Source organism: Paenibacillus sp. Z3-2, from assembly GCF_054161325.1.
Map to the genome: position 1 here is coordinate 1,054,395 of NZ_CP096397.1, position 13,986 is coordinate 1,068,380.

Annotated in this window: 15 protein-coding genes; 7 read left to right on the plus strand and 8 right to left on the minus strand. The window is 40.8% G+C overall.

Going from position 1 to position 13,986, the window contains the following annotated elements:
• Window positions 1-16: 16 nt before the first annotated feature.
• The 5 genes from M1D71_RS04510 to M1D71_RS04530 all read right to left on the minus strand — a co-directional run bounded on the left by M1D71_RS04510 (window position 17) and on the right by M1D71_RS04530 (window position 5,546).
• Entirely contained in the window at window positions 17-394 is a 378-nt protein-coding gene (locus M1D71_RS04510) for a DndE family protein (protein ID WP_458125433.1), read from the minus strand.
• On the minus strand, window positions 391-2,397 hold the full coding sequence (gene dndD / locus M1D71_RS04515) for a DNA sulfur modification protein DndD (protein ID WP_458125434.1): 2,007 nt from the start codon (window positions 2,395-2,397) through the stop codon (window positions 391-393). Before dndD ends, M1D71_RS04510 begins: the two co-directional genes overlap by 4 nt.
• Window positions 2,398-2,414: 17 nt before the next feature.
• Window positions 2,415-3,917 carry a DNA phosphorothioation system sulfurtransferase DndC gene (gene dndC / locus M1D71_RS04520; RefSeq protein WP_458125435.1) on the minus strand — a complete coding sequence of 501 codons (1,503 nt, stop codon included), beginning with the start codon at window positions 3,915-3,917 and terminating at the stop codon, window positions 2,415-2,417.
• The gene (gene dndB, locus M1D71_RS04525) at window positions 3,910-5,004 is read right to left on the minus strand and encodes a DNA sulfur modification protein DndB (protein WP_338020314.1); all 1,095 of its coding nucleotides are present in this window, start codon (window positions 5,002-5,004) and stop codon (window positions 3,910-3,912) included. Before dndB ends, dndC begins: the two co-directional genes overlap by 8 nt.
• 194 nt (window positions 5,005-5,198) lie before the next feature.
• Window positions 5,199-5,546: a helix-turn-helix domain-containing protein gene (locus M1D71_RS04530; protein WP_458125436.1), complete on the minus strand. Its 348-nt coding sequence runs from the start codon at window positions 5,544-5,546 to the stop codon at window positions 5,199-5,201.
• Window positions 5,547-5,738: 192 nt separating this feature from the next.
• Between M1D71_RS04530 and M1D71_RS04535 the strand changes: the two genes are divergently transcribed.
• The 6 genes from M1D71_RS04535 to M1D71_RS04560 all read left to right on the plus strand — a co-directional run bounded on the left by M1D71_RS04535 (window position 5,739) and on the right by M1D71_RS04560 (window position 9,391).
• Entirely contained in the window at window positions 5,739-6,164 is a 426-nt protein-coding gene (locus M1D71_RS04535; protein WP_458125437.1) for a hypothetical protein, read from the plus strand.
• Window positions 6,165-6,337: 173 nt separating this feature from the next.
• Complete coding sequence (locus M1D71_RS04540; RefSeq protein ID WP_458125438.1) at window positions 6,338-7,579, plus strand: WXG100 family type VII secretion target; 1,242 nt, start codon at window positions 6,338-6,340, stop codon at window positions 7,577-7,579.
• Window positions 7,579-8,064: a hypothetical protein gene (locus M1D71_RS04545; RefSeq protein ID WP_458125439.1), complete on the plus strand. Its 486-nt coding sequence runs from the start codon at window positions 7,579-7,581 to the stop codon at window positions 8,062-8,064. The genes M1D71_RS04540 and M1D71_RS04545 overlap by 1 nt, the downstream gene beginning before the upstream one ends.
• Before the next feature lie 165 nt (window positions 8,065-8,229).
• A complete protein-coding gene (locus M1D71_RS04550) occupies window positions 8,230-8,529 on the plus strand; it encodes a hypothetical protein (protein WP_458125440.1) in 300 nt (99 codons plus the stop codon).
• 222 nt (window positions 8,530-8,751) lie between these two features.
• Window positions 8,752-9,078, plus strand: a complete 327-nt coding sequence (locus M1D71_RS04555) for a nucleoside triphosphate pyrophosphohydrolase (RefSeq protein WP_458125441.1) — start codon at window positions 8,752-8,754, stop codon at window positions 9,076-9,078.
• The gene (locus M1D71_RS04560) at window positions 9,062-9,391 is read left to right on the plus strand and encodes a hypothetical protein (RefSeq protein ID WP_458125442.1); all 330 of its coding nucleotides are present in this window, start codon (window positions 9,062-9,064) and stop codon (window positions 9,389-9,391) included. Before M1D71_RS04555 ends, M1D71_RS04560 begins: the two co-directional genes overlap by 17 nt.
• On the opposite strand, the gene M1D71_RS04565 is transcribed toward M1D71_RS04560, so the two are convergent.
• Genes M1D71_RS04565 through M1D71_RS04575 form a run of 3 tightly spaced genes read right to left on the minus strand, consistent with a single transcriptional unit; the run spans window position 9,357 to window position 12,344 of the window.
• Window positions 9,357-10,127, minus strand: coding sequence for a MerR family transcriptional regulator (locus M1D71_RS04565; RefSeq protein WP_458125443.1), 771 nt, complete (start codon window positions 10,125-10,127; stop codon window positions 9,357-9,359). The genes M1D71_RS04560 and M1D71_RS04565 overlap by 35 nt on opposite strands.
• The gene (locus M1D71_RS04570; RefSeq protein ID WP_458125444.1) at window positions 10,102-11,028 is read right to left on the minus strand and encodes a DUF2268 domain-containing protein; all 927 of its coding nucleotides are present in this window, start codon (window positions 11,026-11,028) and stop codon (window positions 10,102-10,104) included. The genes M1D71_RS04565 and M1D71_RS04570 overlap by 26 nt, the downstream gene beginning before the upstream one ends.
• 59 nt (window positions 11,029-11,087) lie before the next feature.
• Entirely contained in the window at window positions 11,088-12,344 is a 1,257-nt protein-coding gene (locus M1D71_RS04575; protein WP_458125445.1) for an MFS transporter, read from the minus strand.
• Window positions 12,345-12,620: 276 nt separating this feature from the next.
• Here M1D71_RS04575 and M1D71_RS04580 point away from each other — a divergent pair, with 276 nt between their 5' ends.
• Window positions 12,621-13,919, plus strand: coding sequence for a galactokinase (locus M1D71_RS04580; protein WP_458125446.1), 1,299 nt, complete (start codon window positions 12,621-12,623; stop codon window positions 13,917-13,919).
• Window positions 13,920-13,986 lie beyond the last annotated feature (67 nt).

Here is a 13,986-nt window from a genome sequence, read left to right on the forward strand (position 1 = left end):
GGGATCACTACTTTCGTTAAATTAACAAATTACGAATGAATTTTTCGTAATTTCCTGCGCTTTTATACTCTGAAGCCAAAGTGCGTATGCCGCGTTCTAGATGAGCGTTAAAATAAGAAGGGAAGAATTCTTCATCTGTTAATTCGCGACCAGCGGCTTGTGTAACCATTGCACGAAAGGCATAATCAAACTCTCCTGTAACTGTGCTCCGATTCAATACAAGACCATCTGTAAAATCTTTTGTAATAGGTACAATTGGGTTACTTGAGTCATTATTTTTCAGAGATAGAGCAACTGCATACCGGATCAAAATGTTGGGAGTAATACCGGTTGAGGCATGAAGTTGTGTTAGCGTCTCTTTAGCATATTTGGATGTTTTTAATGTAAAGTTCATGAATCTTGTCCCGCCTCTCTAATGATATCAAAGTAGCGGTCTTTTACTATTACTGCGCTTTCTTGTGAGGCATCATATTCTAGCGTGTAACAACGAGCCGTAATCTCTTCAATCACATGAAATTGTTCTGACGTGATTTCAGAATCCGTTGTGAACATAAGGACTTGTTCTCCACAACGCGGGATGAAATGTTGAATAAGGGACTTTTTGTGGTCCTGGTCAAGTCTTCCCATGAGGGTATCGAATACAAACGGCAGTTTCCAACCTGAAACTCTAAACATAGCTAGTATTACTGTTAACATCAGCATTTCTTTTTCGCCAGCAGAAAGACGTTCTTTTGAAATTTCTTGGTTCATCAAGTTATATAGCTTTAATTCGAAAGTCGTGTGATCAATATGAATTCGTTTTATGAAATCTTTCTTACGGAAGAGTACGTCAATCATACGCACAGTTTCATTAGCAACGTCATCAAGTTTTTTACGCCATTGGCGTTCTCTAAAACGTTGACTAACTTTTAGTAATTTCTCAGTCATTTCATATGACTTTTCAGATTTATGATATTCTCGAATCTTGTCTTCTACTTTTTCTTTTTGCAGTATTTTAGCATGCAAGCTTTCAGACAGGGCTTGAATTTCTAACTCAATTTGTTCCATCATCATATTGTGTTGCTCAGCTTGTTTTGTTTTCTGTTCAATTCGTTCCAGAAGTTCCTTGAATTCACTGGCTTGATCATTCGTTTCTAATTGGGTTCTTAATTCTTGAGATTCTTTTAACAAGATAGCATTTTCATCGAAACGGCTAACATATTCGGTTACATTTAGTGCTTGAATTTGTTTATTCAAATTATGAATCTCGCTACGCTGCTCAAACGATGCACGATGAATTAATTTGGTTTGATCGGGTTTTATTAAATTCAGTAGACCTTCAAATACAGATGTCACTTCACGCTCATCTACCTCTTTGCTTGGCCCAAGTACATTATTAAGAAGAGAAGCTAGCTTTTCTTCTACTAGTGAGTTTGCAACATAATCGTATGACTCAAATTGCTTTTCTCCATTTAACTGATGATATACTAGTCTGAGTTGTTTCCTCGCTATAAAGAAGGGAAGAAGAGATGAGACGAAATGCCGTACATGTTCTGAATTCGTTTTGCGTTTGTTCTCAATGATGTTTATTCTAGAAACAATTTCTTGTCTTTTTTCCTGAAGTAGGCCACCGTGAATTTCGAAATCCTTTTTATCTTGTTTAATAGCATCATTCAGATTGCTTATCTCTTCTTCATGCAGCACTGTAAGCTGTTGTTTTTCGTCGATTGTTGCTTTGAGTTGATCAATTTCCATCTCGAGTTGTTCATACTGAGCAACTTCTTCTGCTGCACTGGCATTTTGCTGAGCATATTGTATTCGGTATGTGTTCAGATCCTTTTCCAAATTTACGAATAGATCCAGATTAAATAGGATTTTACCTGATTCTTTCAAGTACTCTGGAATTTTTTCTTCAGAAACAATACGCGAAATATCCTCACCATCAAAAAGGCAAAGTTCAAATAATTTTGGAGGCATTTCTTCACGTAAACGACTCTGGAAATCAGAAGTTTGTTGAGCAGATAAGAATTGATTATCACGTTTGACTGCAAAACTCTCACGAATACGATCATTTTTTATGCGCCAGCTTCGCACTAATGAATATTCGTGTATTTCGAAATCTTCAGTAGAAATGTAGTCAAGAGTGATTTGAAATTCGTTAGTTACATTTTCATTAATCGCTTTGCGATTTAGCAACGTTCTAATTTTACGAAAATAGGGTTCATTTTCTGTAACAAAACCATATGCCATGGAGCCAAATAAAACGATTCTTAAAGATTCTAGTATTGTCGTTTTACCAGCACCATTTTTCCCACCAAGTAGTATTACGTTACGGTTAGCCGTTGTACGGAAATCAAATTTATTGAGTTCTCCATGGTAAGCACCTATGTTTCGGAGAGCCAGTTTTTGAATGTGCATTGATTATTTATCCACCTTTATAAATGTAAGAAATCTTGTCTGAGTGTTTTATCAAATGCCTGGAATAGTCCTCTTCTTACTTTTACGCCGGAGTATTCTTTCTCAACAGATATTAATTCTTTAAGAAGATTAAGGTTGACTCCTTCTTCTTGACAAAGAGATTCAAGATCGGTAACTTGGTCTTCTTTGAATACAGGACGATCATTTTGATGCCAATCGTAAACAATACCTGTTTCTTCTTCGACGATCAGAGGAAGTCGATCTTCCCACTGTAGGTCGTCATGCCAATATTTCCGAATCGCCTTAAGCTCTTCAAATGTGATCAATTCAACGTTAGGGTCATGCATTTGGCGAATTTCTTCTTGAGTTTGTAATAATTTTCGAAGAATTTCTTCCCGAGCTTTCATTGTGAAAGGACCGACGCCAAAACGTTTAGGAAGAGCATCTGGATTCTCATCATCAACGATCAAAATATCCAATTCCTCCACAGATGCAAGGTTAATTTTATTTTCTTCAATATAATGCTTCATTTCAGATTTGTAGATTCTCGGGTGACTCAAATCATCAGGATCTATACCGCCTAAATTTGTTGTCAGATAGACTTCGCCATTCATACGATGTTTTTGTCTTTTCGTACGATCTTCACGTATTTGAACAAGGAAATTTCTAAAATCATATAATGGACGTAACCAATCCACACCGTTATTAATAAATCCGCTCAACGCCTTATCTTCATTAACAACTGTACATGTCCAACACCCAAAACGACTGTTTCCACAAGAACCTGCACTTTCTTTTACCTCTTTGTCTACTACAAGAGGGCATTCACTACTTGAATCTTGATAGAGCTGAAGCAGTTCATTATTATCATCGCCCCATGGTGACTCATACTGCAATAAAAATTCCCATACATCATCAAGAGTGTATGAGCGGATCGGAGCAAAGACAAATGCGTTTCGAAGTGTAGAGTGACGCATTAAATTTGAACCTTCTATAGTATGAGATTGCATTACTCCTGCTCTTGTCGAACTTTCGGAATCTCGAACTCCTAGTAACATAACCACTTCACCAAACTGATCTACTTTATCAAGAATGAAACGGTTAGCGGGCTCGATTTTCAAACGATCCGTACACCATCTGAACTTTTGACGAGGAGTAGGATAACCTTTTCCAATAATAGAGGCCCAAAAGGTTTGCTCAACTTTTGGACGTACCTTGTGTGTTTCAATAGGCAAACCTACAGCGAGTGCTTTATTTTGTATGCGTCCAAGAGTTCGCGTGATTTTGTCTATAATTAAAGGAGTTTCTACTTGAGTATCTGATGAAATGACGTACACTTTTTTCTTCAGAAGAGAAGGTTCTAGCTCGGATAACGCTTGAAAGACTAGCTGTACAACTGCCGTTGAGTCTTTTCCCCCACTGAAACCTACGACCCAAGGCTTCTCATCTGCTAAATAGACTTCTTTGACTAGTTCTTTGGCTTCAACGAACTTGCTTCCAGTATTAAATATGTTAAACATCAGTAGATGTACCTTCTTTTATTTTATTTTCAATTTTCTGCTCGGCTTCTGTTAAGGGGAGCCCTAGTTTAAATTTTATGAGATTTGCAGTCAATTGAATGGTCTCATTTGTCTTGTTAATACGTCCGGTTTGTCCATAAGCACGGCCTAACCAATCCGCTTTATTATCGCGACTCCAGTCGATTTTGGATAGTTCTTTTACGTACAATTCCCATTGATCTGCATGATAACGATAAAGATAGTGGCCGACTATACCAATAGCTTCGAGAAATACACCATGCGCTACAACCGAACCAATACGAAGATCTCTTGGCGAGGTTCGCTTATTGAGTACATCTTGCCATTCTAATATAGAAACGCAAAGAAGAGCCCAGAACTCAGACACAAATTTTTTCTCGGGTTCTGAGATTAACTCACCTTTACGCTTGCCTAACAGTTTACAGATCGTATTGAAAATGTGATTCAGAGCAAACAATTTAGGAGAATTTTTGGACAACGATACTTTCTCACGATCCGTATATCGCTCCAATAAAGGAATTTCATTAATTAAACTTTTAGTGATCAAAGATAGTTGATCACGGTGATCGTATAGAATTCCGATTGAAGATGTGGTATTCACTGCATGACGATTCAAATCCGAAAACATTTGCTGAGAGCGTAGAAGTCCAAGGTCATGAAAGAATACTACGGATATCGTTTCGTCACCAAGTTCAGGCGAAATTTTAAGAGCTTCTTCAATAGCTGCGCGTCTATGTTGACCGTCATTAATGAGAAATTGAGCATCTAAAGAAATATTTAAATAACCAAGATCCTTAAACTCTTCCGATTGTGGCTGGAAAATTAGCTCGCCGTTTACTGATGCAGTTAACGAAGAGAAAATATAATCTTTAGGATTCTCAAGAATATAGTTCGTAATATCCGGAATTCTTGATTTATTCATTAAACGTTGTGCACGGTGGTCAGCCGGAATTTCCTCCTCATCAAAAAGGAATATCCTGGGTATTAATTTCAATGGGCACATTACTGTATAAAAATCTCTTCCAGCTTGAATTCCGCGAATCGCTGGAAAACTATAACTAAAGTTCATAGGCATCCTCCTATTTTACGTACGTAATAACGTAGAATGTATATTGATTTTATCGTAAGACGAACAAATGTTCAATGTCTAAATTACATAATAAAGTAAATATAGTACGTAATTACGTGAATAAAAGATGAAGAAATAATGAAAATAACGAGGTAACATTCCGGTCGTGTAGGATCGGTATGCTCCTCGTTATTTTAGTTTCTATCATAAGTATCGAAGATTTCAGTAATTATATTAAGCACCATTAAAATGTGCTTAGGTTCATGGGTTCTTAAAAGAGAAATGATCTTAGTAATATTGGCATCATCATGCGAGAGATCTTCACGCTCCTTAACGTATGTAAACAATTCATATACACCGACATCTAAAGCGGCAGCAATCTTTTCAAGATTTTTTAAAGATATATTTCGTTCTGCTCGTTCAATAAAGCCAATGTAACTTGGATTAAACCCCGCATTTTCAGCTAATGCTTCTTGAGACAGATCTCTAGATTTTCTTAGATCTCTTATTCTCGCGCCCACTAATTCTAAAAGTTCGGACATATGAACACCTCTCTTTAATTAGAAGTGTAGAGAAAGAATCATCGTTAATTAACCGATAGATAATAAGTAATTTGTATTTAAAACTACTATGTAGTAATATTTTCTTTGTATCTTGCCCAAAAGTTAAAAAAATATGCAGAGTGTTCAAATGTAGTGTGGATTCTAAACTAATCTATTGAGGAGTTGATTACCTTGAATCACGCTTACTCCTACAAGAATCGGCAGAATGATGAATTTGAATATCAACGACTTTCCCAGTATCATCTCAAACTTGCGGCCATCATGTGTAATCATAATCAGTTCAAAGCCTGCCTGATTCTTTGCGATTGGGCTCTGGCCTCCATGATCAAGGCGTTATATATCCATAAGTATCATTCAGTTCATCCACCCAAGGAACTCACCATGAACGAAATCTTGCCTTTAGTGCATACGGACACTGAACCTGGATTGGATATCGCTTTGTTCATCGGCACGATGCAACATTTGTCATCTCTAGAGGTATGCCAAGAGGATCAATATTTAGACCTTGATAACATCGAAAAGCTTCTTCAACGAACGGAAGACATATTGGAGGAGTTAGCCACTCGTTTGAATGATAATTCATCAAAGTTTTTCTGATATAAGGCGTGCCATGATGATCTGGAGGTTCCTTTCCCAGGAATGGGACTGGAAGATTATAAGTACTGAAAGGTACTCATTTGAAGAAAGGAAAATCAGGATAATGGGTGGATGTAATTGCTACAAACTTCTGCTAACATTGTAAAATCCTAATTCTAACGGCGGAGAATGATATGAGTACAATTAAAGTAACACCGGAGGAGCTGCTGCATGTATCTAAACAGATTGAGCAGGGCAGGCAGCAGTTGGAAGGTATACGTAATGACCTGACTGCAAGGATCGGATTCATCCAATCTCAGTGGGCGGGAGCAACGCAGGAACGATTTTTCTATGATTTTCATCATTCACGTCCTGTACTGGATCGAGCACTGGAAAGTATGGTGAAGTCCTCTCAGGATCTAATGGCGATTGCCGAGAGATTCGACCAAGCAGATCAGGAACAGGTGAGCTTGGGAGCCGTTGCTGGACAGATTGCTGCCCATACAATGATGAACCATAATATAGGTAACACAGAAGAGCAACGACGAATGGTATATAATCCTTTGTTTGGAGTTAACATGCCTGCCAGTGAAGCAGAGGATGGGATGCCAGGGCAAAAAGAGTTTGTTAAGTATTGGGAAAGTGGTGGCACCTATGAAGAAATGAAAGCCGGGCCGAAGCAACCGGAGTCTAGTGGTGGGGATATATATGATGAACAGATCAGCGCATTTAAGGAAGGTCATCATCCCGTAACTGGAGAATCCATACCTGCATGGCAAGCAGCAGTTTCTATTGGAGGTTTACAGACTGCTAAGCTCGTGTTGGCTTTTACAGGAACGTATAATAAGGGTTATAAGGTTCCGAAAGAGGGATTAAGATTACCGAAAGACAGAAAAGGAACGCCTAGTCACCTTCAAACCAAAATATTGCACGATAACCCAATGGTCAGCAAAACGAACAAAGGATTAGAAGTGGAGTATACTAACCAAGCTGGAAACAAAATCGTTTGGGTAGAGCACAATCCCAAAAATATTACCAATGCTATAGAAGCTGCAAAACATAGCCGAGACACAGGGAAAGTTGTTGAAGGAAAAGTTGGTGAATTTGTAGATCGGCATGTCGGGGTAACTGGATTTGGGGTGGAAATTAAAAATGCAGAAAATAAATTAAGAGTTACGGATTTGGATGTTGTAACGAACTCACAAATTATTGAAGTGAAAAAGTCAGCGGGAGCAGTGAAAACAGACCAAATAGATAGATTAGTGGATATGAATAATAAAGAATTTTTCAATTACAAGAAGAAGGAAGTTATTTTATATATAGACGCGCCACTAGAAAATACGGGTCGAATTGCATCTGAGAAAATCGATTATATTGAGAGCAAGGGTGTCAAAGTGGTTAACTCGTTAGAAGAATTAAGGGAGGTACTGAAGTAATGGCATCTGCTTTTGTTTTAGTAGAAGAAAATAGTAATATTCCCATTGAGCGTTTGATCCAGGATATACAAGAAGCTTGTCTGGATGCAAAGTTAACTTTAGTTTTTGGAATTGAAGATACAGATTCAGAACAGAACATGAAACATTGCTCCTTGGGAATAACCTTTTCAGACCAAGAAGAGTTGGGCCATAGTGAGCAAAAGAATAACATCAGAGTCGATGTATATGATGAACCTGTTCAATATCAATATAGAGAATTGGAATGGAGAGATGATGGGAGAGTATATTTTAACACGCTGATTTTAGATGAAGTTTATCAAAATGAAGAGGTTACTCTAATCTTTCTATATCATTTTCTTATGAGACAGCCACAGATGGTTATATGGATCGAGGAGGACTGGATATATACCTTATCTGATCTGGAGAAAATTCTGAAAAATACAATTCATTCCGAATGGTGTTATGTTAATCCCGATTCGATTTGAGTAATAATGAGACATAATATCAACAGCCCATGATTCGTACTCTCAACTGGGTGGCATGGTGTCAAAAAGTATTTATATGAAGAACAAAGAAGAGGTGCTTGCACCGGAACCTCATAAAGTGCTGAATAGAATTCTTTAAGTGCTCGTAGAACAGGGAATCTATTATTGTCTCAGCTTAACCTGGGTCATACCTTTAACGACGTGATGATTGTATTTTCATTTAATGAGGAATCTGGAGATATTGTAATTAATTTTCCTGAAGAGGAATTGTTCAGCGGAGAAAATCCAGAGACGATGTTAAAAGCTCAGAAATTAATAGAGTATATTCTCAATTTTAAGAACAAATATGCAATTGAGAAGGTTAGAATCGGTTATGAACCAGCTATGGATAATGACACTTGCTTGGTAGAGATTAATAAAGAAATGATGGATACGAATGCTATTGTCTCGAAACTGTTGGCTTAAAATCCTTCTGAACCAGAGTTTGATGCAGAAAAATAGACATTAATAATGGCAGAAAGCCCATTTCAACTCGAATACGAGTAGTCATGGGTTATTTTTATATCCTAATTCCAATCCACTACTTTACAAAATCACCCCATTCTCAAATGGAACTTGTATAATGGCAACAAGGGAGATTCTGATCGAGGCTCGTAGACTTCAACAGCAGAAAGGATGTTATACCACATGCCTACATACAACAAATTGGTGCGGGACAAGATCCCGCATATTATCACATCCAGCGGTAAGGAATGCCGCACACGCATTCTGGACCCGGAGGAGTATAAGCAAGAGTTAAGAACGAAGCTACAAGAAGAATCTGATGAGTATGTAAATGCAGCAAGTGATCAGGAAGCGCTGGAAGAATTGGCAGACATGCTAGAGGTGATCCGAGCACTGGCGGAGGTGCATGGTGCGGATGCGGCACAGCTGGATAAGCTGCGGGCTGACAAAGCCGAGGCGCGCGGTGGATTCCAGGAACGGGTGTATCTGATCGATGTCGACGAAGCTTAACGTTAAACTTATTACAGATAACTTGGCAGACGAACTGATTAACCGGATGCAGCATGCATCCGGGATTTATATTATGACGTCCTTTATGATGCAGTCCGGGGTGAAGCTACTGGCCCCGCACTTGAAGCGGGCGGCAGAACGTGGGGCCGAGGTGCGGATGCTCGCGGGAGACTATCTGTATATCGCTCAGCCGGAAGGACTACGGGCGCTCTGTGAGGTTGATCCACGAATTGAGACACGGCTGTGGCGAAGTATGGGCATTTCTTTTCACCCGAAGCTTATCTCTTCGATGCCGATTGTACATAAACCATAATCGCTTGATACAAAAACCTCAAAAAATCCTCATTGCCAAACTGATCAAAATAACCCGCATAGCGGCGATCCGTCGTATAGGCTTCTGCGATACACCTCAAAATCTCAGCATCACAGACCATAAACTGTTCCAAGCAATTCTTCCATTCAACCACTAACGATTGCACCTCACCAGAAGCAGGAGACAGATTCTGATGTTTCGCCAATTCCCGAAATACCTGCTCCATGTTGACCGAGAACTGTTGGTAGGCTTTTTCTTGCTCTTCCACAGACAGCTGGCTCACATTAGCTTCAAATTCTTGATATTTCTTGGTATCTCCATATACAAACTTTGCCTCAGATTCATATTGATCTTGAATGGATAGAATGGAAGAGTCGTCAAACAGATGAAGATGAGAGATATCCGTTCCATCCACATACTCATCCAACTGGTCGATAATGGTTTCGAGTTTTTGTTTTCGTTGAACGAGTGTACTGCGATGCTCTCTTAGGATATCTTTCTGTTCTTCTTTGGAAAGTTGCATCATGGCTGCAATGTCTTTCAATGAGAAATTCATTTCTTTGAACAAGAGAATCATTTGCAGATTCCCCAGTGCCTCTTGATCGTAATGCCGATAGCCATTGTCCTCGACTTTGCTCGGTTTTAAGAGATCCGTTTTATCGTAATAATGTAATGCGCGTTTGGTGATGCCTGTAATCTGAATGATATCTTTAACGGTGAAATAGGGTGTCTTCATTCCAAAAGTCCTTTGTTTCCGCAAGGATGACACTTGCCGGAGTAATGGTTGCTTCGGTAATCGGTTTACCTGTTTTGTTCAGATAATATTGGATTAAGTAATAACCGCAGGCATAGCCAGCCGCATAGGGCATACCTACGGGAGTGAAATTTTGCAGTATGGCAAGTTCATCGCCGTATAGATACGGATTAATCTGGTCATAACCGGTGACATGCAGCTGGTCTTTCATCTTCGGTTTGATTACGGTATTCAAAGTCTCCATATCCGTTTTGGCTACCCAGGGGCCTAGCAACTCTTCTCCATACAGGGATGTCGCAAAGCTCTCGGCCAACCCCTCACTAACAACCATTTCCCCAAGCGTAACATGTGGATCCCACTGGATATATTGATACCTCACGTTATGATTGCATTCATGGGCTAACACGGATTGGATACGAGGTAGAGTATAGCTATTGGGGATCAGGTTCGCAATAATATAACCCGGGATTCCACCATCTCCGCTGATGCCTTCGTTCATGGTGAGTGAGGGACTGTTCTTATTGCCTAATAAAATCGTGTATAGATATTCGGAGACCGATAGCTCAATCCTGTGATCTGTAAAGGTAGATAGACTCGTAAGAACGGCTTCATGACACTGTTGCCAAAATGCTTCAGACGAGATCGCTGCTAACGATTCGTTAATCTCGGTCGTGATATCTGCGGGAGCGATATTCATAAAATTATTCATCATAATCACGTCGAAGCCGTGGGGCTCTTGAGAGCGAAACGGGATCTGTTGAATGTTCCATTTGTTCATAAAGGGACCCATCATTCGCTCGCGGTATAACTCCAATTTCTCATCGGGTGCAGCCTGGATGATCTCCTCATAGATTTTATCTGAACGTAACGCGGTAATCTTCATCCTTAATCTCTCCTTCGTGTAAGCTTGAGATCATTATCAAGTATGACCTAACGTAACAGTCAAGCGTGGATGTCACGCTGCTGGCTCTCAGAATGATTCTTCATCTTCATCGCGAATATCAGACCTGACAGCATATAGATCAGGCTTAACAAGAGATAAGGGAGTTGTAGCGAGAATACGCGATCAAAAGTCGTTTCACTAACTCGCACCAATAACCCGCCAAGAAGCGTACCAATGGCACTGATGCCAAAGGACAAAAAGCGAAACACACTTCCGACCCGGCCAAGCATTTCATTAGGAACGGAACGTTGCAGGATGGAGGAACGGGTAACATTGTAGACAATAATGAAAAATGCAGCACAGAAGTACAGTCCACCTACCATATATGCATTCGTGGTTAACCCCACCGCACCGTAGATGATTCCCATGCACAGAATGGAGGAGATGATCAATTGTTTTGTACTCCATCTCTTACGCATATAAGCAACAGCTTGGCTCCCCACAATGCTACCGATCGTTGCAATGGAGATGAGAATACCGAATGCAAAAGCATCCAACTGAAGCACATCTCGTACAAAAAAGATCTGAGTAGCCAGAATGATCGAATACATCAGCGTAATGGTGACAGACAGAATCGCTAGTCCGCGGAGAAAACGATCACGATAGACATATTGAATACCGGACCACATCTCACGTTTCCAATTCTTCATCGGGCGAGTTTCCTTCTTGGTTGTTTCCGTATCCCCTGGGTAGAAGTTTCCCTTCAAACTGATCAAAAAGAGCAGAGCAATAACAGCCGTTACGGCGTCTATGGCAAAAGGAAAGACAATATGCAGGGTGATAATGAACCCTCCCAGAGCAACGCCCAGAATATCACTTGTGATTAACTGTCCGGCGGTGAACTGCCCATTGGCTTTTTCTAATTTACTCTCATCTACCAGTTGTGGGATGACCGTCTGCACCGTGCTGTCGAATACGACTCGGCTAAGACCGATCCCGAACATGAACATAGCCAGAATGGGAATGCTTACCCACCCACCCCAGATACATAACGTCAGGGCAAGCAGAAGGACCATTCGCGTAAAGCCTGCGCCAATCAGCATATGTTTGCGTGAGTATCGGTCGATAAGAACACCCACGGGCAGACTGAAGAGAAGCCACGGTAAACGAAGTGCCGTCATGGTGATGGAGGCATACAGTGTATCGCTCGTAAGTGTTGATATGAGCCAAGGGACCGCAGCAAGTGTAAGTCCATCACCCAAAAATGTAAGCGAAAATGCACCAAATAACTTGGTATAATTCGATTTGATTTTCATCGTTCCCTCCACGAATAAGATGAATAGCATAGCAACATTGAGGTTGGAAAATAATGTGTTTTCACTTAAACTAAATTTAAGTTATTGTGAAATGGTTTTCAATCCTATTTTTACAAGAAATAACTTCACAAAACGCTTACAAACTTTCAATTCTACCCTACCTTTTCCGCTACGAAGCTGAGATAATGGGAGAGGAATAAGGCGTGAAACAGATGTAACAACCATGTTCACCAACAATGTAAAAATAAAAGCTGCATATCCATAGGAGGATTACGAATGACGACACAACCATTGAATCTGATCCAATCCACGGAGGGCCAAGCGTTGCTTGCCCAGATGTATGGACAATCACAAGTAGAGGAACAGACAGCACGTTACACGAAGCTGAACGCAACGTTCGAAGAGTACTTCGGCGCGCAAGAGGGTAGCAAGTTGTTCAGCGCGGCAGGGCGTAGCGAGATTGGCGGCAATCATACGGATCATAACCATGGTAAAGTGCTGGCGGGCAGCATTACGCTGGATACACTTGCGCTGGCTGCGCCAACGGCAGAATCGGTTATTACTTTTTATTCGGAAGGCTACGACAAGAAATATGTAATCGATCTCACAGATCTCACGCCAAATGCGGAAGACGATGGCACAACAGCATTGATTCGCGGTATGGCTGCTGGATTCGGAGAGTTTGGACACCAGATTGGCGGCTTCCAAGCGTACATCTCCAGTAACGTATTCTCGGCATCAGGCCTCAGTTCATCGGCGTCATTCGAGATGCTGATCTGTACGATTTTGAATCACTTCTATAATGGTGGAGCTTTAGATGTAGTGACTATGGCCAAAATCGGTCAGTATGCGGAGAATCATTATTGGAACAAACCTTCGGGTCTGCTGGATCAGATGGCTTGTGCGTACGGTGGGCTGATTGCCATTGATTTTGAGAATCCTGCACAGCCGGTTATTGAGCCTGTTCAGTGGGATTTCCAACAAAACGGCTACTCATTGGTCATTGTGAATACAGGTGGTAACCACGCCGATCTGACGGAAGATTATGCTGCTGTACCGTATGAGATGAGAGCGGTTGCTCAGGCATTGGGCAGTGAGTATGTTCGGGAAATTACAGCTGACGCAATCTATGCCAACCTCAAGAAGGTTCGTGAAGCTGCTGGGGATCGTGCCGTGCTGCGTGCCCTTCATTTCCTGGAAGAAAACAATCGTGTAGATGGTCAGGTTCAAGCTTTGCGTGATGGACGTTTTACTGATTTCCTGAAACTGATTACAGCGTCCGGTAACTCGTCATGGAAGTGGCTGCAGAATGTATATCAGAGTGGTGCTGTGAAGGAACAGGAGATTGGCATCGCGCTGGCTGTAACGGAGAATTATCTGCAAAACCTGGGTGATGGCGCTTGTCGGATTCATGGTGGTGGGTTCGCAGGGGTTATTCTGACGATCCTTCCGAACGAAAAAGTAGAAGAGTATATGTCCTGGATGCACGACATGCTGGAAACGCCGATCATTGTCGTTAATGTGCGTGCGCAGGGTGCAGTATGTCTGAATGAATTGATCGCTAACGCAGGCTAAAAAGCACTCAGATAAATAGTTCTAGCATGATTCAACGAAGTCCGGGCTATGCCCGGGCTTTTTGGGT

Coding starts and splice junctions, on each gene's coding strand:
- M1D71_RS04510 (WP_458125433.1), bottom strand. CDS start 394: ATGAACTTTACATTAAAAACATCCAAATATGCTAAAGAGACGCTAACA.
- dndD (WP_458125434.1), bottom strand. CDS start 2,397: ATGCACATTCAAAAACTGGCTCTCCGAAACATAGGTGCTTACCATGGA.
- dndC (WP_458125435.1), bottom strand. CDS start 3,917: ATGTTTAACATATTTAATACTGGAAGCAAGTTCGTTGAAGCCAAAGAA.
- dndB (WP_338020314.1), bottom strand. CDS start 5,004: ATGAACTTTAGTTATAGTTTTCCAGCGATTCGCGGAATTCAAGCTGGA.
- M1D71_RS04530 (WP_458125436.1), bottom strand. CDS start 5,546: ATGTCCGAACTTTTAGAATTAGTGGGCGCGAGAATAAGAGATCTAAGA.
- M1D71_RS04540 (WP_458125438.1), top strand. CDS start 6,338: ATGAGTACAATTAAAGTAACACCGGAGGAGCTGCTGCATGTATCTAAA.
- M1D71_RS04545 (WP_458125439.1), top strand. CDS start 7,579: ATGGCATCTGCTTTTGTTTTAGTAGAAGAAAATAGTAATATTCCCATT.
- M1D71_RS04555 (WP_458125441.1), top strand. CDS start 8,752: ATGCCTACATACAACAAATTGGTGCGGGACAAGATCCCGCATATTATC.
- M1D71_RS04560 (WP_458125442.1), top strand. CDS start 9,062: ATGTCGACGAAGCTTAACGTTAAACTTATTACAGATAACTTGGCAGAC.
- M1D71_RS04565 (WP_458125443.1), bottom strand. CDS start 10,127: ATGAAGACACCCTATTTCACCGTTAAAGATATCATTCAGATTACAGGC.
- M1D71_RS04570 (WP_458125444.1), bottom strand. CDS start 11,028: ATGAAGATTACCGCGTTACGTTCAGATAAAATCTATGAGGAGATCATC.
- M1D71_RS04575 (WP_458125445.1), bottom strand. CDS start 12,344: ATGAAAATCAAATCGAATTATACCAAGTTATTTGGTGCATTTTCGCTT.
- M1D71_RS04580 (WP_458125446.1), top strand. CDS start 12,621: ATGACGACACAACCATTGAATCTGATCCAATCCACGGAGGGCCAAGCG.